The organism is Mycolicibacterium psychrotolerans, from assembly GCF_010729305.1.
Taxonomy (GTDB): Bacteria; Actinomycetota; Actinomycetes; order Mycobacteriales; family Mycobacteriaceae; genus Mycobacterium; species Mycobacterium psychrotolerans.
Genome location: NZ_AP022574.1, coordinates 672,716 through 694,450 on the forward strand (window position 1 = coordinate 672,716; position 21,735 = coordinate 694,450).

The following is a 21,735-nucleotide window of genomic DNA, read 5'->3' on the forward strand; positions in this document are numbered from 1 at the left end:
GTTCGCCCTCGACAGAAATCGTGGCATCCGCGCGGACCTGCTCGGCGCACGAATTTCGGGGCGGCCGATCGGCGTACCAGCGGAAGGCAACTGTTGGGTATCAATCTGTAACACGATGCGGGAGGTGACTCCGTGATGAGCGACGATGGACGGATGCACGTGCCGGGTCCCAGCGACGTCGAGGTCGCCGGCGACGCGGCGGACGGGCCCGACGGTCAGCGCCCCGCGCACTTCCCCCGCCGCGTCACCAGCTTCCGCGCCCGACGGTCCACGATCTCCGACCGCCAGCAGGCGATCTGGGATGAGCGCTGGCCCGAACTGGGTCTGCAGGCTCGCACCGGCGACGAGCCCCCCGCGCCGCTGGACACCGACGCCTGGTTCGGCCGGCACGCCCCGCTGGTGCTGGAGATCGGCTGTGGAACCGGGACGTCGACGCTGGCGATGGCGCAGGCCGAACCCGACGTCGACGTGATCGCCGTCGAGGTCTACCGCCGCGGCCTGGCGCAGTTGTTGGCCGCGATCGACCGCACGTCGGCGACCGACGCCGTCGGCAACATCCGGCTCATCCGCGGCGACGGTGTCGACGTGCTGACCCACATGCTCACACCCGGCTCCCTGACCGGGGTGCGCGTGTACTTCCCCGACCCGTGGCCCAAGGCGCGCCACCACAAACGCCGGCTGCTGCAGGCCGACACCGTGGCGCTCATCGCCGACCGGCTGCGTCCCGGCGGCATCTTCCACGCCGCGACCGACCACTCCGGCTATGCCGAACAGATCGCCGAGGTGGGCGACGCGGAGCCGCGGCTGCGCCGGATCACGCCGGACACAGCGGGGCTGCCGGTCTCGGTGGCCCGGCCCGTCACCAAGTACGAGCGCAAGGCGCTGGCCGGCCCCGACGTCACCGAGCTGCTGTGGGAGAGGTCATGAGCGTGACCGACGACATGCCCACCGAGATCGCACAGGTCCTGCCCGACGCCGAAGCCGCCCCCGCGGTGCCCGCGCCCGCCCGTGTGCTGCTGGTGTGGGACGCCCCGAACCTCGACATGGGGCTGGGCTCGATCCTGGGCGGCCGGCCGACCGCGTCGCACCGACCCCGGTTCGACGCGCTGGGCCGCTGGCTGCTGGCCCGCACCGCCGACCTGTCCGCGCAGGCGAACGCGGACGGCCACCCGCTGTCGCTGGAGCCGGAGGCGACGGTGTTCACCAACATCGCGCCGGGCAGCGCCGAAGTGGTCCGGCCCTGGGTGGAGGCACTGCGCAACGTCGGCTTCGCGGTGTTCGCCAAGCCGAAGATCGACGAGGACAGCGACGTCGACGCCGACATGCTGGCGCACATCGCGCTGCGCCGCAGCGAGGGTCTGGCCGGGCTGATCGTCGCCTCGGCCGACGGGCAGGCCTTCCGGCTGCCGCTGGAGGACATCGCGCACGCAGGCGTCGAGGTCCAGGTCCTCGGATTTCGCGAACATGCCAGTTGGGCGCTAGCGTCGGATACCTTGGAGTTCGTCGACCTGGAGGACATCCCTGGTGTCTTCCGGGAGCCGCTACCGCGAATCGGGCTTGATTCGCTACCGGAGCAGGGCGCATGGCTGCAGCCATTCCGGCCGCTGTCCTCGCTGCTGGCGTCGCGTGTCTAGAACAATGGAAAGCCTGGTCGTGATGTGCGCATGCCGATGATCACAGACTTCTGCGAAATGGTGAGGAGCTGAACGTGTTCGCCTGGTGGGGTCGAACGGTGTACCAGTACCGATACATCGTGATCGGTGTCATGGTCGCACTGTGCCTGGGCGGCGGCGTCTACGGCATCAGCCTGGGACAGCACGTCACCCAGAGTGGGTTCTATGACGAGGGCAGTCAGTCCGTCCACGCGTCGGTGATCTCCGACGAGGTGTACGGGCGTGACCGCACCAGCCACGTGGTGGCGATCCTGACGCCGCCCGACGGCAAGAAGGTGACCGACCCGGCGTGGCAGAAGAAGGTCGTCGGCGAACTCAACGACGTGGTCGACAACCACAAGGACCAGGTCGTCAGCTGGGTCGGATGGCTGCGGGCGCCGGACACCACCGCCGAGACCGTCCAGCAGATGAAGACCGAGGACGGCTCGAAGACGTTCGTCAGCATTCCGCTCAAGGGCGACGACGACGACACGATCCTGAAGAACTACCAGACCATCGAGCCCGACCTGGAGCAGGTCAACGACGGCAACATCCAGATGGCCGGGCTGAACCCGCTGGCCAGTGAGCTCACCGGCACCATCGGCGAGGATCAGCGGCGCGCCGAGGTCGCGGCCATCCCGCTGGTCTGCGTCGTGCTGTTCTTCGTGTTCGGCGGTGTGATCGCGGCGGCGCTGCCGGGCATCATCGGCGGCCTGACGATCGCAGGCGCGCTCGGCATCATGCGGCTGACCGCCGAGTTCATGCCGGTGCACTTCTTCGCCCAGCCGGTGGTGACGCTGATGGGCCTTGGCATCGCGGTCGACTACGGCTTGTTCATGGTGAGCCGGTTCCGAGAAGAGATCGCCGAGGGCTACGACACCGAGACCGCGGTCAGACGCGCGGTGATGACCTCCGGCCGCACCATCATGTTCTCGGCCGTCATCCTGGTCGCATCCTCGGTGCCGCTGCTGCTGTTCCCGCAGGGCTTCCTGAAGTCGATCACCTACGCGATCATCGCGTCGGTCATGCTCGCGGCGATCCTGTCGGTGACCGTGCTGCCCGCGGCGCTGGCCATCCTCGGCCGCAACGTCGACGCGCTCGGCGTGCGCACGCTGCTGCGCATCCCGTTCTTCCGCAACTGGAAGCCGATGCGCGTCTACCTCGAGTGGCTCTCGGGCAAGATGCAGAAGACCAAGACCCGCGCCGAGGTCGAGAAGGGCTTCTGGGGCCGGCTGGTCAACGTCGTGATGAAACGGCCGATCGCATTCGCCGCGCCGATCCTGATCGTGATGATCCTGCTTGTCATCCCGCTGGGTCAGCTGGCACTCGGCGGCATCAGCGAGAAGTACCTGCCGCCCGACAACAAGGTCCGGATCGCGCAGGAGGACTTCGACAAGACGTTCCCCGGGTTCCGCACCGAACCGCTGACCATCGTCGTCGAACGGCAGGACGGCCAGCCCGTCACCGACCAGCAGCTCGCCGACGTGCGCGCCAAGGCGATGACGATCAGCGGGTTCACCGACCCCGACAACGATCCGACCAAGATGTGGCAGGAACGGTCCGTCCAGGAGGGCGGGACGAAGGATCCGTCGGTCCGGACGATCCAGAACGGCCTGGTGAGCCGCAACGACGCGCCGCAGAAGATCGTGGAACTGCGGTCCATCACGCCGCCGCGCGGCCTGGACATCTCCGTCGGCGGCACCCCGGCGCTGGAGCAGGACAGCATCCACAGCCTGTTCGACAAGCTGCCGCTGATGGTGGTGGTGCTGATCCTCACCACGACGGTCCTGATGTTCCTCGCGTTCGGATCGGTGGTGCTGCCCATCAAGGCCGCGCTGATGAGCGCGCTGACGCTTGGCTCGACGATGGGCATCCTGACCTGGATGTTCGTCGAGGGTCACGGGTCCGGCCTGATGAACTACACGCCACAGCCCCTGATGGCGCCGATGATCGGCCTGATCATCGCGGTGATCTGGGGCCTGTCCACCGACTACGAGGTGTTCCTGGTCTCCCGCATGGTCGAGGCGCGGGCGCGGGGCATGTCGACCGCCGAGGCGATCCGGATCGGCACGGCCACCACCGGCCGCCTGATCACCGGCGCCGCGCTGGTGCTGGCCGTGGTGGCGGGCGCGTTCGTGTTCTCCGACCTGGTGATGATGAAGTACCTGGCGTTCGGTCTGCTGATCGCGCTGCTGCTGGACGCGACGATCATCCGGATGTTCCTGGTGCCGGCGATCATGAAGCTGCTCGGCGACGACTGCTGGTGGGCGCCGCGCTGGATGAAACGCGTCCAGGAGAAGCTGGGCCTGGGCGAGACGGAGCTGCCCGACGAACGCAAGCGGCCGCTGGTGCGCGAGACCGCGCCCGCCGAGGCGCTCGTCGGCGCCGGCGGTCCGCCGGTGACGGCTGCGCCGCGGTCGCTGCCGCCGCACGATCCGGGCCACCCCGCGCCCGACCGCGGTTCCGCGCCCGGCGTCACCACCCGCATCGCGACGGGGGCGCACGCCGGTGGGCCGTCCGCCGCGGGCACCACGCGCCTGCCCGGCGCACCGTCGCGGCCGCCGGCACCCGAGCCGGAGCCGGAACCGCAGACCACCCGGCTGTCCGTGGCCAAGAACGCCGTCCGCAACGCCGTGAGCAGCGCCGCCGACGCGGTGACCCAGCGCGGTCAGCGTCCGTCTGCCCCGCCGCCTGCGCCCAAGCGCGACGAACGCGAGATCGAGTCCTGGCTCGGTGATCTGCGGGGCAGCGGGGCGGCCACCCCGGGACCGGCCGCACCAGCGCGGCCGTCGGCCGAGCCGACGAGGGCGATGCCGGACCCGGCGGGCAACGAGCCGACCACCGCGTTTTCCGCGCAGCGTGCCGAGACGCCGCAGGACGACGACTCCGCCGAGGCCACGCGCGCCATCCCGACCGCGCGGCAGTCCGACGCGGACACCGCGACCGAGAAGCTCAACACCCGGCCCGAGGGCGACGCGCCCCGGCGCGGCGGCAACGGTCTGAGCGCTCAGGAACTGCTGCGCCGCGAAGGCCGGCTGTAGCTACTGCTCGACGTCGTCGGGTTCCGCGCTGAGCACCGGCCCCTCGTCGGCTTCCTGTGCGGCTTGGACGGCGGCCGGGTCGTCGGCGATGAGCACGCGGATCGCGCTGTTGAGGAACGCGAGCACCGGCACGGCGAGCAGCGCGCCGACGATACCGGCCAGCACGGCACCGCCGGCGATCGCGAGCACGACGGCGAGCGGGTGGATGGACACGGCGCGGCCCATCACCAGCGGCTGCAGCACGTGGCCCTCCAGTTGCTGGACGGCGAGGATCAGACCGAGCGTGATGAGCGCATAGATCAGCCCCTTCGTCAGCAGCGCCACGATGACCGCGAGAAATCCGGTGACCACGGCGCCGACCAGCGGGACGAACGCACCCAGGAACACCAGCGACGCCAGCGGCAGTGCGAGCGGAACGCCCATGATCGCCAGCCCGACCCCGATGCCGAGCGCGTCGACGAGCGCGACGAGGAACGTCGCCCGCACGTAGCCGATCAGCGAGTGGAATCCGGCGCGGCCCGCGTCGCGCACCCGCTGCCGGGTGCCGGACGGGAAGACCCGGGTGACGAACTCGAAGATGTTGCGGCCGCCGTGCAGCAGGAAGATCAGCGTGAACAGCACCAGCAGGGCGCCGGTGACGATCTCGGTGATGGTGCCCGCGGTGGACAGCGCGCCGCTGGTCACCTTCTCCTGGTTGTTCCGCAGCGCCTCGATCGCCGAGTTGCCCGCGTTGTCGATCTGTTCGCGGCTGAGCCCCAGCGGACCGTCGACCAGCCAGCGCCGCAGCCCGTCGATGCTGCGAGTGACCTGCTCGACCAGCGCCGGCGCGCCCTCGATGAACTGGCTGACGACGAACGTCAGCAGGCCGCCGACGAGCGCGAGCCCGCCGAGCAGGATCAGCGCCACGGCGCCGCCGCGCGGCGCGCCGCGGCGGTCGAGGAAGTCGACGGCGGGCATCAGCAGGGCCGCCGCCAGCGTGGCCAGCGCCACCGGGACGAGAATGACCTCCAGCTTGAGGACCAGCCAGAGCACCGCGAACACGGCGGCGAAGATCACCAGCAGCCGCCACGACCACGCCGCGCCCTTGCGGACCAGCGGGCTGACCGACTCGTCGGCAGCGGAGTCGGAGAACGCTCGGGCAGACATTCCGGTAGCGTAACGGCCTCGCTGATCATGAATTCGGTTCGCCGGATTCCGCGTGCCTACGCCTTACCCTGTAGGCGTGTCACACGACGCTCCTCCGAGCGGCACCCAGGCGGGCAGCGCCGGCCGGGAGCGGCCCACGCGGGGCAAGTACTGGTGGCTGCGATGGGTGCTCCTCGCGGTCGCGGTCCTCGTGCTGACCATCGAGCTGGCGCTGGTGCGCGATCAGCTCGCCAAGGCGTGGAAGAGCCTGTACTCGGCGAACTGGTGGTGGGTGCTGGCTGCCGCGGTCGCTGCGATGGCCTCGATGCACAGCTTCGCGCAGATCCAGCGCACGCTGCTGGCGTCGGCCGGTGTGCAGGTGCGGCAGTGGCGCAGCGAGGCCGCGTTCTACGCAGGCAACGCGCTCTCGACCACGATGCCGGGCGGGCCCGTGCTGTCGGCGACGTTCATCTACCGCCAGCAGCGGCTGTGGGGCGCCTCGCCGCTGGTCGCGTCGTGGCAGCTGGTGATGTCGGGCGTGCTGCAGGTCGTCGGTCTCGCGCTGCTCGGCCTGGCCGGGGCCTTCATGCTGGGCGCCAGCAAGAACCCGCTGTCGCTGATCTTCTCCCTCGGCGGGTTCCTGGCGCTGATCCTGCTGGCCCAGGCGGTGGCGACCCGTCCGGAACTGATCGACGGTATCGGCGTGCGGGTGCTGTCGTGGGTGAACTCGGCGCGCGGCAGGCCGACCGACACCGGGCTGGGCAAGTGGCGGGAGATCCTGTCCCAGCTCGAATCGGTGCAACTGGGCCGGCGCGACCTCTCGGTGGCGTTCAGCTGGTCGCTGTTCAACTGGATCGCCGACGTCGGCTGCCTGCTGGCGGCGTGCTACGCGACGGGCGGGCATCCGTCGCTGGCGGGGGTGACGGTGGCCTACGCCGCGGCCCGTGCCGTCGGCTCGATCCCGCTGATGCCGGGCGGGCTGCTGGTGGTCGAGGCGGTGCTGGTGCCCGGCCTGGTCTCCAGCGGCATGTCACTGGCCTCGGCGATCTCGGCGATGCTGATCTACCGGCTGATCAGCTGGATCTTCATCGCGGCGATCGGCTGGGTGGTGTTCTTCGCGATGTTCCGCACCGAGAAGGACGTCGACCCGGACTCGCATGCGGCGCCGCGGGGCGTCGACGCGTCCTGCCCGCAGTTCAGTCCGGATCCGGAGGCACCCCATCCGCCGGACCGCACGGCCGATCCCCCCGACGAAAGACGGGAAGCCTCATGACGTTTCGCCGCCGTGACCGTACGGCGGTGGCGCTGGCCGCCGATGTCGCCTGCGTGCTGGTGTTCTGCGCGATCGGGCGGCGCAGTCACGCCGAGGGGGTGACGCTGGCCGGCGTGGCCGAGACGGCCTGGCCGTTCCTGACCGGGACGGCGCTGGGCTGGCTGCTCGCCCGGGCCTGGCGGCGACCGCTGGCATTGCTGCCGACGGGCGTGGTGGTGTGGGCGGCGACGGTCGTGGTCGGGATGCTGCTGCGCAAGCTGACCTCCCAAGGCACCGCGCCGAGCTTCATCGTCGTCGCGTCGCTGACCACCGCGGCACTGCTGCTCGGATGGCGGGCGATCGCCCGGTCATTCGTCTGAATCATCTTGCGGCGCAGGCTCTGTCGACACCGTCAGGGTGGCCCGCAGGCCCCCGAGCGGACCGTCGGACAGCTCGATCGAGCCGCCGTGCAGTGACGCCTGCTGGGCGACGAGCGCCAGCCCGAGCCCCGACCCGCCCGGGGCGGCGTTGCTGCCCCGGGAGAAGCGGCCCAGCACCGTCAGGTGCTCGTCGACGGGCAGTCCGCGGCCGTTGTCGTCGACGACGATCGTCATCAGGTTCGTGCGCCGGTGCGCGGCCAGCACGATCCGGGTGGCCTGACCGTGGGTGATCGCATTGCGCACCAGGTTGTCCACCGCCAGCCGCAGCCCGCCCGGCCAGCCCAGCAGGAAGCCGAGATCGTCGGCGGCGTGCACCTCGATCGTGACGTCGCGGCTCACCCGCATGTTCTCCCGGGCCACCCGGTCCAGCATGTCGGTGACGTCGATGACCTCGCGGTCCTCGGCCTGGGCGAGCTGCCCCGAGGCCAGCTGTCCCAGCGCGGTGATGATGCCCTCGACCCGGCGCTGCGCCCGCGACAGGTCGGCCACCACCTCGGCGCGCTCCTCGGCGGGCAGGTCATGGATGCGCAGCGTGTCCAGGTCGGCGCGCATCGCGGTCAGCGGGGTGCGCAGTTCGTGGGCGGCGTTGGCGGCGAAGTCCTGTGCTGCCTGCAGGGAGTTGGTGGTGGCGCGCTGGGCTGCGGCGAGCCGGTCGAGCATCGCGCTCATCGCCTCGGACAGGTCCTCGGCCTCGCGCACACCGCGCACGGTCGGGATCTGCTCGGAGCCCGTGCCGAGTGTCTTGGTGTGCTCGGTCAGTTTGCGCAGCGGGCGGATCGCCGGGCCGGCCAGCAGCCAGCCCAGGCCCGCGGCGATGAGCACCGTCACCACGCCCACGGCGATGTACAGCGGCACCCGCGCGGGGTTGAGCAGGATGCTGTCGGCGCGGATGCCGATCGACATCAGCACGCCGCCGTCCTGCTCGACCGGGACCGTCCGCACCCGGTACTCGACGTCGTTGACCATCACGGTCTCGGTGCCCGGCGGCAACGCCGGCAGCTGGAACCCGCGCTGGTAGACCACCTGCCCCGAGGAGCGCGACCGTCCGGTCTGCAGGACGCCGCGGCGCGGATCGGTGAGCTGCTCGGGGTAGACGCTGGCGTCGACGATCGCGTCCAGCCGCCGATCCAGTTGCGCCGCATCGTTGTTGGCCAACACCAGCGAGGTGAGGATGGTGAACATCGCGACCACGGCGGCCGCGGCGGCCGCCGACGCGATGGCGACCCGCGTCCGCAGCGAGGCGGACCGGAGCGCGCGGGGCAATCTCACCGGCGAACCGGGCGCGGACTTCTCACGGCTCTTCCCGCAGCACGTACCCGATCCCGCGCACGGTGTGGATGACGCGCGGCATGCCGTCCCGCTCGAGCTTGCGCCGCAGGTAGGACACGAAGACGTCGGCGACGTTGGTGTCGACGTCGAAGTCGTAGCCCCACACCAGTTCCAGCAGTCGCTGGCGGCTCAGCACCACCCCGGCATTCTCGGCCAGCGCGGCGAGCAGATCGAACTCCCGCTTGGTGAGGTCCACCCGCTCGCCGCCCACGAACACCAGCCGGCGCGACGTGTCGATGGTCAGCGATCCGACGGTCATGGTGTCGGAGGTGGGGTCGGAGTGATGCGCCCGGCGCAGCAGCGCGTGCAGCCGGGCCACCAGCTCACCGAGGTCGAACGGTTTGGTCAGGTAGTCGTCGGCACCGGCCTCCAGGCCCGCGATCCGGTCGTTGACCGTGTCGCGTGCCGACAGCACACAGATCGGGATGTCGTTGCCCAGCGCGCGCAGCGCCGTCACCACCGCGACGCCGTCGAGTTCGGGCATCTGCACGTCGAGCACCAGCGCATCGTGCGATTCGCTGGACAGCAGCCGCAGCGCTTCCTTCCCCGTCGCCGCGACCCGCACGTCGAAGCCCGAATGCCGCAGACCCCGGGCCACCGAGGTGCGGACATCCGGGTCGTCGTCCACCATCAGCACCGTCCGACCCGCGCCGTCCTGGGCGGACAGCTCTCCCCCACGAGTGGGCGAAGCTTCCACCCTGTCTCGCATCGCGCCTACGGGACGAGCGGCCCGTTGGGGTCACTCTCCGAGAAGCCGCAGCGGTTCTTGATGTCGATCAGCGGCTGACGGATGCCCGTGAGCTCGGCCTTGACCTGCGGGTTGGCGTTCATGTAGTCGACGACCTTGGGCCGCAGCTGGTCAGCGGGCAGCCCGTGCAGGCCGGAGAAGAAGTTGTTGACCTCGGGATGGGTGAACAGGTAGGCCGAGGTCGACGCCGAGACGCCGGAGGCCACACCGGAGAAGTCGGCCGCGGTGCAGCCGGGGGCAACCGGCGGTTGAGCCGATGCCATCGGTGCGGCGCCGAACACCAGTGCGCCGGTCACCGCGCCCGCGCCCAGCGCGCCGGCGACAGCGCGGCGCAGGAGGGGAGCCGAGATCAACATGAAGTCTCCTTCATCAAGAGGTGGACAGCCGGCACCGTGTCGGTGGCCGACCTCAGACCATCCTAGGAAGCTAAGCAGACCGGCAGCCGACTTTCCCGCCGAGGCTGTTAACCGATCATGAGAAAACCGCGGCGGCGGTCAGCGCAGCGGCGGCGTGGTGGCGGTCTCGGCGGCGCCGACGCCGACGGTCTGCGCGGCCGGTGACGCCGCCGGGGCGGCCGGGCTTGCGGGCTGGGCGAGGGGCTGGGCGGCCTGCATCAACCCGAGCATCTGCGGCAGCGTCAGGGGCAGCTTGCACCGGCCGGCCAGCGCGGTGAGCGGCTGCTGCAGCCGCTGCAGATCGGCGGCGACGAGCGGATTGGCGTCGAAGTAGGAATTCAGCGCGCCGAGCGACTGAGGGCCGCTCTGCTGCTGGGTGATCAGCGTCAGCGCCTGGTTGGTCTGCGGATGCGTCTCGAGGTAGGCCCCGGTGCTGGTCGCCACCGACCCGGCGGTCTTGGCGACCTCGCTCGCCGCGCACGGGTCGGGCGCGGCCTGCCCCGCCGGCGCCGCGGGCCCGGTCAGCAGCACCGCGCCCGCACCGATGGCGAACGCCGCTGCCAGCGTGGCGCCGGTCCGGCGCGCAGTGAAACCCGAGGGTGCTTTCATCACGAACTCCTCACCGTCTGCGGCCGCCCACACGCGCCGCAAACGTTCTACGGTCAACAGCAAAGAATCCCCGACCGACGAACCTCGTCGGGGCCATCGTGCCATCGCCGGGGTCCGGTGCCCAATCGAGACGACCGCCGGCGCCGCATTAAAGCTGCATGAGGCATCTCTGGCAGGACTGTTCAGTGCGGTCGGCGAACAGGTCGCTGCTGTACCCTTTCGCTACGAAAGGCCGGGGAGAAAGTGGGGAGTTCCCATCCAGCAGTTCATGATGCGCGTGAGCAGCAACCTGCGCAGATTCCGCTGGGCGGTGTTCGCCGTGTGGCTACTGCTGTTGGTCCCGTCGATCTACCTGGCGATGAACCAATCGGGCAATCTGACCGGCGGCGGCTTCGAGGTCGAGGGTTCGCAGTCGCTCTATGTGCAGCGCCAGCTCGAGGCGCAGTTTCCTGACCAGGGCGCTTCCCCGCTGGCCCTGGTCGCCGCGCCCCGCCCGGACGCGTCGTTCGACGACATGAACGCCGCGGTGGGCCGCCTGGAGGCCATCGCCCGCGAGGTGCCCAGCGTCACGATCATGCCCAACCCGGCCCAGCCGCCTCCCCAGCCGGACCGGCCCTACGTCATCACGCTGCAACTCGGATTCGAGAACACCGGTGCGGTCGACATCGCCAAGCAGCTGCGCCAGAAGGTCGGCATCGACGGCGACGAACCCGGCGAGATGGACAACGGCAAGGTCCGCCTCTACGTCATCGGCCAGGGCGCTCTCGGTGCGGCCGCCACGCTTGCCACCAAACACGACATCGCCCAGGCGGAGCGCTGGAACCTGCCGATCGTGCTGCTCGTGCTGCTGGCGGTGTTCGGCTCCTTCGCCGCCGCGGCGATGCCGCTGATGCTCGGCATCTGCACGGTCGTGGTGACGATGGGCCTCGTCTACTGGCTGTCGATGTACACGACGATGTCGGTGTTCGTCACCTCGACGGTGTCGATGTTCGGCATCGCGGTCGCGATCGACTATTCGCTGTTCATCCTGATGCGGTTCCGGGAGGAGCTGCGCGCGGGCCGCGAACCTCAGGACGCCGCCGACGCCGCGATGGCCACGTCCGGGCTGGCGGTGCTGCTCTCCGGCCTGACCGTGATCGCGTCGGTCACCGGCATCTATCTGATCAACACCCCGGTGCTGCGGTCGATGGCCACCGGCGCGATCCTCGCGGTCGCGGTCGCGGTGCTGACGTCGACGACGCTGACCCCGGCCGTGCTGGCCACCTTCGGGCGGCGGGCCGCGCGCCGCTCGTCGTACCTGCACTGGGGCCGCGGCGTCGAGGCGACGCAGTCGAAGTTCTGGACCCGCTGGACCGGCTGGGTGATGCGCAGGCCGTGGCTGTCCGCACTGGGCGCGGCGGCGCTGCTGCTGGCATTCGCCGCGCCGGCGTTCTCGATGATGCTGGGCAACAGCATGCAGCGGCAGTTCGAGCCCACCCACGAGATCCGCGGCGGCGTCAACGCCGCGGCCGAGGCCCTGGGCCCCGGCGCCCTGGGCCCGGTCCGGGTGCTGGTGACGTTCCCCGACGGCAACGCCGCGTCGGCACCGGCCAAGGAGCCGCTGCTCGACGCGGTCCGGCAGAAGATGGCGCAGGCGCCCAACACCGTGTCGGTGACACCGCCGGTGTTCGGCACCGACTACCGCAGCGCGCTGCTGTCGGCGGTGCTGTCGGTGGACCCCGAGGACATGGGTTCCCGCGACACCGTGGACTGGATGCGCGAGCAACTGCCGCCGGTCGCCGGCGATGCAGCGCAGGTCTACGTGGGCGGGCCGACCGCGCTGATCAAGGACTTCGACGACCGGGTGGCCCAGATCCAGCCGCTGGTCTTCGGGTTCGTGGCGCTGATCGCGTTCGTGATGCTGCTGATCTCGATCCGCTCGGTGTTCCTCGCGCTGAAGGGCGTGGTGATGACCGTGCTGTCGGTCGCCGCGGCCTACGGCAGCCTGGTGGTGGTGTTCCAGTGGGGCTGGCTGGCCGATCTGGGCTTCAAGCAGATCTCGTCGCTGGACAGCACCATCCCGCCGCTGGTGCTGGCGCTGACCTTCGGCCTGTCGATGGACTACGAGATCTTTCTGCTCACCCGGATCCGGGAACGGTTCCTGCAGACCGGCAACACCCGCGACGCGGTGGCCTACGGCGTGTCGACCAGCGCGCGCACCATCACCAGCGCCGCGCTGATCATGATCGCGGTGTTCATCGGGTTCGCGTTCGCGGGGATGCCGCTGGTCGCCCAGCTCGGGGTGGCGTGCGCGGTCGCGATCGCGGTGGACGCCACGGTGGTGCGACTGGTGCTGGTGCCCGCGCTGATGGCGATGTTCGACGAGTGGAACTGGTGGCTGCCGCGGTGGCTCGACCGCGTGCTGCCGTCGGTCGACTTCGAGAAGCCGCTGCCCAAGGCCGACATCGGCGACCTGATCATCATCCCCGACGACATCTCGGCGCTGGCACCGACGGGTGCCGACCTGCGCACCGTCGTCAAGTCGGCGGCCAAGCTGAAAACCCTTGCACCACAGGCGATCACGGTGGCCGACCCGCTGGCCTTCAGCGGCTGTCAGCCGTGCGGCAAGCTGGTTCCCGGACGCCTGAAGAGCGAGGGCCGGGTGCCCGCGGCCATCAGCAACCGGGCCCACGGCAAGACGGTCGCGGTGAAGCTGCCCAAGCATCCGGTCACGATGTGGCGGGGCCGGCTCGACGTGGCGCTCGACGCGCTGGCCGTGGAGAGGTCGGTGGCCGAGCACGCCGGCCGCACCCCACTGGAGCGCGTCAGCCCGATGGAGACCACCAACGTGCTGCTGCCCACCGGTGACCGGCTGCAGATCCCGACCGGCGCCGAGACGCTGCGGCTGAAGAGCTTCCTGATCATGGAACGCAACAGTGCGCACGACTACTCGGAGTTCGCCGAACTCGTGGGTTCGATGGACACGAACACCGCGGCGGAAGTGCTGACGGGCATGGACCGGTACTACTGTGGTCAACCGGCGCGCGAGCACTGGGTGGCCACCCAGCTGGTGCGCCGCCTGGCCGATCCCCGGCCTTCCGACGGCCCCGACATCGCATCCTCGGGAGCCGCCGCGGAGGCCGACTGGGCCAGGGTCAGGCAGCGCTGTCTGTCGGTCGCGGTGGCCATGCTGGAGGAGGCGAGGTGACTGTGTCGGAGATGCGCGGGCAGTCGCGAGGCCCGCACTCCGACGACCGGCCGGTCGAGTTCTGGCCGACGGCAGCCATCCGCGCCGCCCTCGAACACGACGATCTGAGCGTCTGGCAGCGCATCGTGGTGGCGATCAAGCGCGATCCCTACGGCCGGACGGCCCGGCAGGTCGAGGAGGTCCTCGAGACCGCCGAGCCCTACGGGGTGTCCCGCGCGATGTCGGAGGTGCTGGTGCGCACCCGCGAGCATCTCGAGGCCAACGAGTGCGCCGAGGTCGCCCGCCACGTCCGGCTGCTGCTGGACCGTTCGGGGCTCGGTGAACAGGAGTTCGCGTCGCGCATCGGGGTGCCCGCCACCGACTTCGCCGCCTACCTGGGCGGCACCGTCAGCCCGCCGGCGTCGCTGATGATCCGGATGGGCAGGCTCTCCGAGCGGTTCGCCAAGATGCGCACCCACCGCCCCGGTCATTAACCACACTCCCCCGCGGAAGCGCATTCCGGGCTGCGCTCGGTCCCCCGATCACCGCCCTGGCTTCTCTACCGCGAGTGGATCGGCGAGACGTCCTCGACCAGCCAGCGGCCGTCGGTCTTCGACAGCGTGACCCGCAAGGCCAGCACCGCCGTGTCGGCCGGCTTCCCCGGCGAGGTCTGTGTGCCGCGCAGGACCACCGCGACGCTGGCCGCCTGCGGCCCGATCGCCTCGACCCCGGCCGACACCGTGCTCGCCTGGGCCGAGACGTTGCGGCTGCCCAGGTCCTTGGCCACCCCGGCGAAGTCGTTCTTGAAGCGCTCGGCGCTCTCGGAGGTCATCATCTGCGCGGCGCGGTCGATCGAGGCGGTCGGGTTCTGCGGCGTGAACGTCGCCGACGCCTCGGCCACGCTGCTGGCGATGCCCGTCACCTCGGTGCTGTCCGCGCGCAGCGTCCGGTCGGGCATCGTCCACTGCGTGTAGCCGACCACGGCGGCGGCCACCAGCGCCGCAGTCGCGGTCCCCACCACGGCCAGCCGCAGCCCGGGTCCGTCGTCGTCGGTGCCCACGGTGACCCCGTCGCGGCGGGCCAGCACGAAGTTCACGATCACCGCCTGCACCACCAGCAGGCACAGCACCGAGCACACCGACACCCACCACAGCGGCCACCCCAGCGCGACACCGAGGTAGACCAGCGCGGCCACGGCGGCCGCGGGGGCGAGCAGATCGAAGAGCAGGACGCGTAGCCGGTTCCTCATCGGATCGGTTCCAGCCGCGAGATCAGCAGCGTGCCGTCGACGTCGGAGACGTCCATGCGCAGCGTCCAGCGCACCGTCTGCGGCGCTTCGGTGCCGGCGTTCTCGCTGACCGACGTCGCGATGACCATGACGGTGTCGGTGCGCGCGGCCAGGCCGGACAGGTCCGTGCGCGGCGCAGGCGGCGGCGCCCCGGGCTGGTCGTGGTGGATGGTCTCGATCGCGACGGCGTTGATCTGCCCGGTGGTGCGCGCCTTGAGCGTGCGCACCAGCTTGCGGTACGGCTCCACGGTCGCCTCGAAGTCCGTGTTCAGCTGACCGACGGTGCCCTCGTGCAACGTGTTGAGGTCCGCGTCGACGGAGTCGGCGTTCATGTTGATCAGCACACCGGTCCACTCGGCGGCGGCCTGCAGCACCCGGGTGCGGTAGGCCCGTTCGTCGGTGTCGCCGCGGTGGGAGTTCCAGATCAGCGTGGCCAGCACGACGGCGGCCACCGCGACGACGGCCAGCACCGCCGAGGCGATGCCGTAGACGCTGACGACGCGGGGCGCCTCCTCGCCGCGCTGCGGTTCGGGCTGGTCATCAGGCATGCGGGTGAGGGTACCCGGGCGTTTCTGGAAGGATGTCGGGGTGACGGTAGAAGCGACCTCCCTCAAGTCCGGTATCGATCTGCGCTACGTCGACGACTCCGCCCGGCCCCAGGACGACCTGTTCGGTCACGTCAACGGCCGCTGGCTTGCGGAGTACCAGATCCCCCCGGACCGGGCCACCGACGGCGCGTTCCGCACGCTCTACGACCGCGCCGAGGAGCAGATCCGCGATCTCATCACGGAGGCGGCCGCAGCCGCGTCGGCGGCGACATCGGGCAGCGACGCCCACGCGCCCGAGGGCACCGACCAACAGCGCATCGGCGACCTGTACGCGAGCTTCATGGACGAGGAAACGATCCGCGAGCGCGGTCTGGCCCCGCTGCTCAATGAGCTGGCGACGGTCGACGCCGCCGACAGTCCCGAGGCGCTGGCCGCGGTGCTCGGGGCGTTGCAGCGCACCGGTGTCGGCGGCGGCACGGGGCTGTACGTCGACACCGATTCCAAGAACTCCAGCCGCTATCTGCTGCACCTGACACAGTCGGGCATCGGGCTGCCCGACGAGTCGTACTTCCGCGAGGAGCAGCACGCCGAGATCCTGGCGGCCTACCCCGGACACATCGCGGCGATGTTCGCGCTCGTCCACGGCGGCGACCACCGTCAGACCGCGGAGGACATCGTCGCGCTGGAGTCCCGGATCGCCGCCGCGCACTGGGATGTGGTGAAGCGCCGCGACGCCGACCTGACCTACAACCTGCGCACGTTCGCCGAGGTGACTTCGGAGGCGCCCGGGTTCGACTGGCGAGGCTGGCTGGCCGCGCTTGGCGCGTCCGAGGAGGCGGCCGCCGAGGTGGTGGTCCGCCAGCCCGACTTCCTGACCGCCTTCGCGGCACTGTGGTCGGACGCGGATCTGGCGACGTGGAAGAACTGGCTGCAATGGCGGCTGATCCATTCCCGGGCGTCGCTGCTGACCGATGAGCTGGTGGCCGAGGACTTCGCGTTCTACGGGCAGCTGCTCTCGGGCACCGAGGAGATCCGGGCCCGCTGGAAGCGCGGCGTCTCGGTGGTCGAAGCCCTGATGGGCGACGCGTTGGGCCGGCTCTACGTCGAGCGGTACTTCCCGCCGCAGGCCAAGGCCCGGATGGACGAGCTGGTGGCCAATCTGCGCGAGGCCTACCGGGTCAGCATCGACACGCTGGAGTGGATGACGCCGCAGACCCGGCGCAAGGCGCTGGCCAAGCTCGACTCGTTCACCCCGAAGATCGGTTATCCCGCGAAGTGGCGCGACTACTCGTCGCTGGTGATCGCCCGTGACGACCTCTACGGCAACCATCTGCGCGGCTACGCGCTGGAGTACGACCGCGATCTGGCCAAGCTCGGCGGTCCGGTGGACCGCGACGAGTGGTTCATGACGCCGCAGACCGTCAACGCGTACTACAACCCAGGCATGAACGAGATCGTGTTCCCCGCGGCGATTCTGCAGCCGCCGTTCTTCGACGCCGACGCCGACGACGCCGCCAACTACGGCGGTATCGGTGCGGTGATCGGGCACGAGATCGGGCACGGCTTCGACGATCAGGGCGCCAAGTACGACGGCGACGGCAACCTGGTGGACTGGTGGACCGACGAGGACCGCGCCGAGTTCGGCGCGCGGACCAAGGCGCTGATCGAGCAGTACGAGCAGTTCACGCCGCGCGGGCTGGATCCTTCACACCACGTGAACGGCGCGTTCACCGTCGGGGAGAACATCGGCGATCTCGGCGGGCTGTCGATCGCGCTGCTGGCCTACCGGCTGTCGCTGAAGGGGCAGCAGGCGCCTGTCATCGACGGACTGACCGGCGAGCAGCGGGTGTTCTTCGGGTGGGCGCAGGTGTGGCGCACGAAATCCCGTGAGGCCGAAGCAGTTCGGCGGCTGGCGATCGATCCGCACTCGCCGCCGGAGTTCCGCTGCAACGGCGTGGTCCGCAACATGGACGCGTTCTACGAGGCGTTCGAGGTCGGCGAGGACGACGAGCTGTACCTGGAACCGCAACGGCGCGTGCGGATCTGGAACTGACCGCTCAGCGCAGGTAGGGCCGCAACGCCAGCAGGTAGCCGGCGAGCAGCACCAGCGGCGCCGCCAGCGGCAGCCAGGGCGCCTCGACCGGCACGGCGACGACGACGGCGGTGACGGTGGCGAATCCGACGGCGGCCGTCATCGTCGGAACGGTGGCGGCGTCGTGGCGCGTCACCAGGTAGGCGGTGGCGGCCAGTCCGGCCAGCGTCGTGTCCAGCGGCGCTCGAGCGGCGAGCACGACGGTCAGCACGGTCAGTGCCACCGCGGCGCCTGCTGCGGGCCGCCACCAGATGCCGATCACGACGGCGGCCAGCGCGACCGCGGCCGCCGCCAGCGCCCACCCGTGCCCGGTGCGCGCCGCTGCGCCCACCATGACGGCGCCGAACATCAACGGCAGCAGACCTTTCCGCAGCGCCGTCATCATCGCGCCCGGTGTTCGGGAACCAGTGCCATCGCCTGGTCGAGCGTCGCGGATCCCGGCCACGCGACGATGTCCACGCCGACGGTCGCCATGTCGCGGTACATGAAGGAGCGCTGCATCGCCCACATCCGGTCGACGAGGGGGTCGAGGTCGCCGTCGACGGGGCAGCCCTCCAGAACGTCGACCGCCACCACCGGGTGACCGCGCCGACGCAGGTCGATCAGCGCCAGCGCGAACTCGGTGTCGAGCATGGTGGAGAACGCGACGACGATCGCGCCCGCGGGCAGCGCCGGGCGGGGTGCCAGCGTACCGGTGGCCGACTCGTAATCGCCTGTCGCGCCGAGCATCGTGTCGAGGATCCGGTAGAACTGCCGCTGGCCGATGTCGGCGCCCAGCCACCGGGTGGCGCGACCTCCGAGCGCGACCAGACCAGCCCGGTCGCCGTAGCGCAGCGCACTCTGCACCACCTGCGCCGCGCCGCGGGCGGTGCGTTCGGTCGCGGCCGTGGCCGGCCCGGGCGGTTGCGGGTAGGTGTCGAAGAGCACCACCACGTCGGCGGCCCGGTCGGTGAGCCGTTCGGTGACGTGCAGCGTGCCGCGGCGCGCGCTGACCGGCCAGTTGACGGTGCGCAACTGGTCGCCGGGCACATAGGGGCGGATGTCGGCGTACTCCACGCCGGGCCCGGTGTGGCGAGTGAGGTGGGTGCCGAGCCGGTCGAGCAGATCGGTGCGGGGGATCGCGGTGGATTGCGGTGGGGCGACGGGGAACACGCACACCTGGGCGGCGGCCACTGTGCCGGTGCCCTCGAGCAGCCCGCCGCGGCCGAGCACACGCACCGTCGCCTCGATCGGGTAGCGGCCCCAGCGTGCGGCCCGTACCGCCACCGTCGGCGCGGGGCCGGCGTCGACGACGTCGAGGTCCATGCCCGGCGGCGCCACCGCGGCCAGCCGGACCCTGCCGCCGTCGTCGGCACCGGCCGACAGCGTCACCGTCACCTGCTCGCCTTCGAAACAGCGGTGCAGCGGCGGCTCGCCGGTGACCGTGACGGTCGGCACGGGCCGCTGCCACCCCAGCGAGCACAGCACCGCGAGCAGCGGCGCGGCGAACGCGATCAGCTCCCATCGGCCGGTCAGCAGCGCGGCCGCGATCGCGATGGCGACACACGTGGCGATCGAACGCGTCAACGAGGAAGCACGCCAACGTAATTCGGCGTCGGTCACGACGAACCCCGGGCCCGCGGCACCGGGGTGCGGCGCAGCAGGTCGTCGACCACGTCGCCGCCCTGCACTTTGCGCACCCACATCTCCGGCCGCAGGCTGATGCGGTGCGCCATCACCGGAACGGCCAGCGCTTTGACGTCCTCGGGCACCACGTAGTCGCGGCCCAGCAGCAGCGCCCGGGCGCGCGCCAGTTGCACGAGATCCAGCTCGGCGCGCGGGCTGGCCCCGACCGCGACCTGCGGATGGTGCCGGCTCGCGGTGGCCAGCGCGACGACGTACTCCAGCACGTCGTCGTGCACCGTGACCAGTTCCACCGACTCCTGCATGGCCAGCAGGTCGTGCCCGTCGACCACCTGGGCCACCTCCGGCGCCGCCGACCCGCGCTCGAGGCGGCGGCGCAGCATCGTCGTCTCCTCCTGCCCGGAAAGGTATTTCAGCTCCAGCCGCAGCGCGAACCGGTCCAGTTGGGCCTCCGGGAGCGGATAGGTGCCCTCGTATTCGATCGGGTTGTCGGTGGCCAGCACCAGGAACGGCTCCGGCAGCCGGTGGGTGACGCCGTCGATGCTGACCTGACGCTCGGCCATCGCCTCCAGCAGCGCGGCCTGCGTCTTGGGTGGGGTGCGGTTGATCTCGTCACCCAGCAGCAGATTGGTGAAGATCGGGCCGCCGCGGAACTCGAAGCGGCCGGACTGCATGTCGTAGATCGTCGAGCCGAGCAGGTCGGCGGGCAGCAGGTCGGGGGTGAACTGCACGCGGGTGAACCGGAGCCCCAACGCGGCGGCGAAAGACTTGGCGATCAACGTCTTTCCGAGGCCGGGCAGGTCCTCGACGAGCACGTGCCCGCGGGCGAGCACGGTCGTCAGGATCAGCGTCAGTGCGGCGCGCTTGCCGACGACGACCTTGCTGATCTCGTCGAGCACGGCCTCGCACTGGGCGGTGGTGGCGGCGGGTTGCAGCGCAGGGCTCACAGTCGCTCCAGACGGCGCAGGATCTCGTCGAGTGTGGCGCGGCCGGGTCCGGGTTCGGTGCTCCCGGTGCGGGCGATGTTGTCAGGATCCACCCACTGCCAGAGCCCGTCGCCGAACAGCATGCGCCCGGTCGCGTCGAAGCCGTTGGGGTCCTTGGCTTTCCGCTGACCGGCCGCGAGCTCGAACTGCCGTGCCAGCATCGGGCGCAGCCGCCGGTCCCAGTCCGATCGGGACGACTCCGACCAGGAGATCAACGTCTCCGTGCGGGACAGCCAGCGCTGCAACGACGCTCCGGCGCCGTCGGTCACGACGTCGGGGTCGGGTTCGGTGCGCTGCGTCAGCCGCCACCGCACGGTGAGCAGTACCGAAACCATCGCCGCACCGGTGGCCGCCACCACCAGGCGGCGGTCCAGCAGCGCCCACGCGCACACCTCGGCGGCCACGATGACGGCGACAGCGGCGACGACGAGCTTCGTCATGAGACGCCCTGCAGTGCGCGCTGGACCACCTGCAACGCCTCGACGGCCTCGGCGCGATGCTCCTCGGTCATCACGTGCGGGCTGAAGCGGGCCTCTTCGAACAGGTCGACCAGCTGCGTCGCGCTCCCGGCGTGCACCGCGCGGCGGGCGACGGCGCGGGCCAGCACCTCCGAGGGGGTGTCGGAGGCCTGCGGAACGGTGCCCGGCGACTTCTCCAGCTCCTGTTCCATCGCGAGGTAGCAGGCGATGATCGCCTCGCGGGGATCGCGGCTGCGGTCGCCGACCTCGGCCAGCCCGCGCTCGGCCGCCCTGGCCAGATCGGGTCCTGCGGGCGGGGGCGATGCGGGCGGCGCGCCGTCGGTGAGCACCGGTTCGGCGGCGGTACGGCGCCTGCGGCCGGCGACAGTGGCGAGCACCGAGAGCAGGAGCAGGATGATCGCCGTCCCCATCAGGAGACCGAAGACGCTGGATCCGCTACCCGAATCGGGTTCGGGCGGCCCTGGGTTCGCGGTCGTGGGCTCGGGCCGGCTGGTGGAGTCGGCGGGGGCGGTGCCGACGTCGACGGGCGAGACCCAGCGCATCAGTAGGGTGATCAGCAGCAGCCAGGTGAGCAACGCGGCCCCGGCGATCAGCAGCAGCCGCCACGGGACCGCGCGGCGCTCGCCGGAGCGGCGACGGGGCGACTCGCCGGCTGCGCGCGGCGGCTGGGGCGACCGGCTGCGCGCCGCCAGCGACACCGCGATGGCGGTCAGGGACACCGCGAGCATGACAACCACGGCGACCAGTGAGCCGGTGCCGTCGCTGTCGGTCTCGGCGGGCTCGGCCGGCGGTGGTGCTCCCGGCAGAAAGCCGCGTAGCGCGACCGCGGCGAGCAACGTCAGCACCAGCACTCCGGCGGTGCGGACCACCGCCTTGTCGTCACCGGGCATCCGCGCCCACCCTTCGCCTGCCCCCATCGTGGCATGGCGTGCGGCCGCCGCGGCGCGAAAGCGCCTGCGGTG

At 70.9% G+C, this 21,735-nt stretch carries 20 protein-coding genes; 8 read left to right on the forward strand and 12 right to left on the reverse strand.

Annotated features, from left to right (window positions below; translation table 11 throughout):
- The first annotated feature begins 135 nt into the window (after positions 1-135).
- The 3 genes from trmB to G6N45_RS03330 all read left to right on the forward strand — a co-directional run bounded on the left by trmB (position 136) and on the right by G6N45_RS03330 (position 4,693).
- Positions 136-927, forward strand: coding sequence for a tRNA (guanosine(46)-N7)-methyltransferase TrmB (trmB, locus tag G6N45_RS03320; RefSeq protein ID WP_163720398.1), 792 nt, complete (start codon positions 136-138; stop codon positions 925-927).
- On the forward strand, positions 924-1,634 hold the full coding sequence (locus G6N45_RS03325) for an NYN domain-containing protein (protein WP_163720399.1): 711 nt from the start codon (positions 924-926) through the stop codon (positions 1,632-1,634). The genes trmB and G6N45_RS03325 overlap by 4 nt, the downstream gene beginning before the upstream one ends.
- Positions 1,635-1,708: 74 nt before the next feature.
- A complete protein-coding gene (locus tag G6N45_RS03330; RefSeq protein WP_163720400.1) occupies positions 1,709-4,693 on the forward strand; it encodes a trehalose monomycolate exporter MmpL3 in 2,985 nt (994 codons plus the stop codon).
- Here the strand turns inward: G6N45_RS03330 and G6N45_RS03335 are convergent, their stop codons facing one another.
- Positions 4,694-5,839 (reverse strand): AI-2E family transporter, encoded by a 1,146-nt coding sequence (locus G6N45_RS03335; protein WP_163720401.1) that lies wholly within the window; start codon positions 5,837-5,839, stop codon positions 4,694-4,696.
- A 76-nt stretch (positions 5,840-5,915) separates the two neighbouring features.
- Between G6N45_RS03335 and G6N45_RS03340 the strand changes: the two genes are divergently transcribed.
- Together G6N45_RS03340 and G6N45_RS03345 are read left to right on the forward strand one after the other, a co-directional pair.
- Positions 5,916-7,091 (forward strand): lysylphosphatidylglycerol synthase transmembrane domain-containing protein, encoded by a 1,176-nt coding sequence (locus G6N45_RS03340; protein ID WP_163720402.1) that lies wholly within the window; start codon positions 5,916-5,918, stop codon positions 7,089-7,091.
- On the forward strand, positions 7,088-7,450 hold the full coding sequence (locus G6N45_RS03345; protein ID WP_163720403.1) for a DUF3054 domain-containing protein: 363 nt from the start codon (positions 7,088-7,090) through the stop codon (positions 7,448-7,450). The genes G6N45_RS03340 and G6N45_RS03345 overlap by 4 nt, the downstream gene beginning before the upstream one ends.
- Here G6N45_RS03345 and G6N45_RS03350 read toward each other — a convergent pair.
- From G6N45_RS03350 to G6N45_RS03365, 4 genes are all read right to left on the reverse strand, one after another.
- Entirely contained in the window at positions 7,439-8,779 is a 1,341-nt protein-coding gene (locus G6N45_RS03350) for a HAMP domain-containing sensor histidine kinase (RefSeq protein WP_163720404.1), read from the reverse strand. The two genes, G6N45_RS03345 and G6N45_RS03350, sit on opposite strands and share 12 nt — an antisense overlap.
- Before the next feature lie 22 nt (positions 8,780-8,801).
- Positions 8,802-9,548: a response regulator transcription factor gene (locus G6N45_RS03355; RefSeq protein WP_163720405.1), complete on the reverse strand. Its 747-nt coding sequence runs from the start codon at positions 9,546-9,548 to the stop codon at positions 8,802-8,804.
- Between the two features lie 5 nt (positions 9,549-9,553).
- Positions 9,554-9,943, reverse strand: a complete 390-nt coding sequence (locus tag G6N45_RS03360; RefSeq protein WP_163720406.1) for a heme-binding protein — start codon at positions 9,941-9,943, stop codon at positions 9,554-9,556.
- 138 nt (positions 9,944-10,081) lie between these two features.
- Positions 10,082-10,591, reverse strand: a complete 510-nt coding sequence (locus G6N45_RS03365) for a hemophore (protein ID WP_163720407.1) — start codon at positions 10,589-10,591, stop codon at positions 10,082-10,084.
- Between the two features lie 268 nt (positions 10,592-10,859).
- Here G6N45_RS03365 and G6N45_RS03370 point away from each other — a divergent pair, with 268 nt between their 5' ends.
- Together G6N45_RS03370 and G6N45_RS03375 are read left to right on the forward strand one after the other, a co-directional pair.
- Positions 10,860-13,778 (forward strand): MMPL family transporter, encoded by a 2,919-nt coding sequence (locus G6N45_RS03370; RefSeq protein ID WP_163720408.1) that lies wholly within the window; start codon positions 10,860-10,862, stop codon positions 13,776-13,778.
- An 11-nt stretch (positions 13,779-13,789) separates the two neighbouring features.
- Positions 13,790-14,251 (forward strand): XRE family transcriptional regulator, encoded by a 462-nt coding sequence (locus tag G6N45_RS03375; RefSeq protein ID WP_163727706.1) that lies wholly within the window; start codon positions 13,790-13,792, stop codon positions 14,249-14,251.
- 65 nt (positions 14,252-14,316) lie between these two features.
- Here G6N45_RS03375 and G6N45_RS03380 read toward each other — a convergent pair whose 3' ends face one another.
- Together G6N45_RS03380 and G6N45_RS03385 are read right to left on the reverse strand one after the other, a co-directional pair.
- The gene (locus G6N45_RS03380) at positions 14,317-15,006 is read right to left on the reverse strand and encodes a hypothetical protein (protein WP_163720409.1); all 690 of its coding nucleotides are present in this window, start codon (positions 15,004-15,006) and stop codon (positions 14,317-14,319) included.
- Positions 15,003-15,593: an Rv1363c family protein gene (locus G6N45_RS03385; protein ID WP_163720410.1), complete on the reverse strand. Its 591-nt coding sequence runs from the start codon at positions 15,591-15,593 to the stop codon at positions 15,003-15,005. The genes G6N45_RS03380 and G6N45_RS03385 overlap by 4 nt, the downstream gene beginning before the upstream one ends.
- A 40-nt stretch (positions 15,594-15,633) precedes the next feature.
- Between G6N45_RS03385 and G6N45_RS03390 the strand changes: the two genes are divergently transcribed.
- Complete coding sequence (locus tag G6N45_RS03390; protein ID WP_163720411.1) at positions 15,634-17,646, forward strand: M13 family metallopeptidase; 2,013 nt, start codon at positions 15,634-15,636, stop codon at positions 17,644-17,646.
- 4 nt (positions 17,647-17,650) lie between these two features.
- On the opposite strand, the gene G6N45_RS03395 is transcribed toward G6N45_RS03390, so the two are convergent.
- The 5 genes from G6N45_RS03395 to G6N45_RS03415 are packed head-to-tail and all read right to left on the reverse strand — an operon-like array spanning position 17,651 to position 21,663.
- Positions 17,651-18,067, reverse strand: coding sequence for a hypothetical protein (locus G6N45_RS03395; protein WP_163727709.1), 417 nt, complete (start codon positions 18,065-18,067; stop codon positions 17,651-17,653).
- Positions 18,067-19,287 carry a DUF58 domain-containing protein gene (locus G6N45_RS03400; RefSeq protein WP_163720412.1) on the reverse strand — a complete coding sequence of 407 codons (1,221 nt, stop codon included), beginning with the start codon at positions 19,285-19,287 and terminating at the stop codon, positions 18,067-18,069. The genes G6N45_RS03395 and G6N45_RS03400 overlap by 1 nt, the downstream gene beginning before the upstream one ends.
- Positions 19,284-20,255: an AAA family ATPase gene (locus G6N45_RS03405; RefSeq protein WP_246228864.1), complete on the reverse strand. Its 972-nt coding sequence runs from the start codon at positions 20,253-20,255 to the stop codon at positions 19,284-19,286. The genes G6N45_RS03400 and G6N45_RS03405 overlap by 4 nt, the downstream gene beginning before the upstream one ends.
- Positions 20,252-20,734, reverse strand: a complete 483-nt coding sequence (locus G6N45_RS03410; RefSeq protein ID WP_163720413.1) for a hypothetical protein — start codon at positions 20,732-20,734, stop codon at positions 20,252-20,254. Before G6N45_RS03410 ends, G6N45_RS03405 begins: the two co-directional genes overlap by 4 nt.
- On the reverse strand, positions 20,731-21,663 hold the full coding sequence (locus G6N45_RS03415; protein WP_163720414.1) for a DUF4129 domain-containing protein: 933 nt from the start codon (positions 21,661-21,663) through the stop codon (positions 20,731-20,733). Before G6N45_RS03415 ends, G6N45_RS03410 begins: the two co-directional genes overlap by 4 nt.
- Positions 21,664-21,735 lie beyond the last annotated feature (72 nt).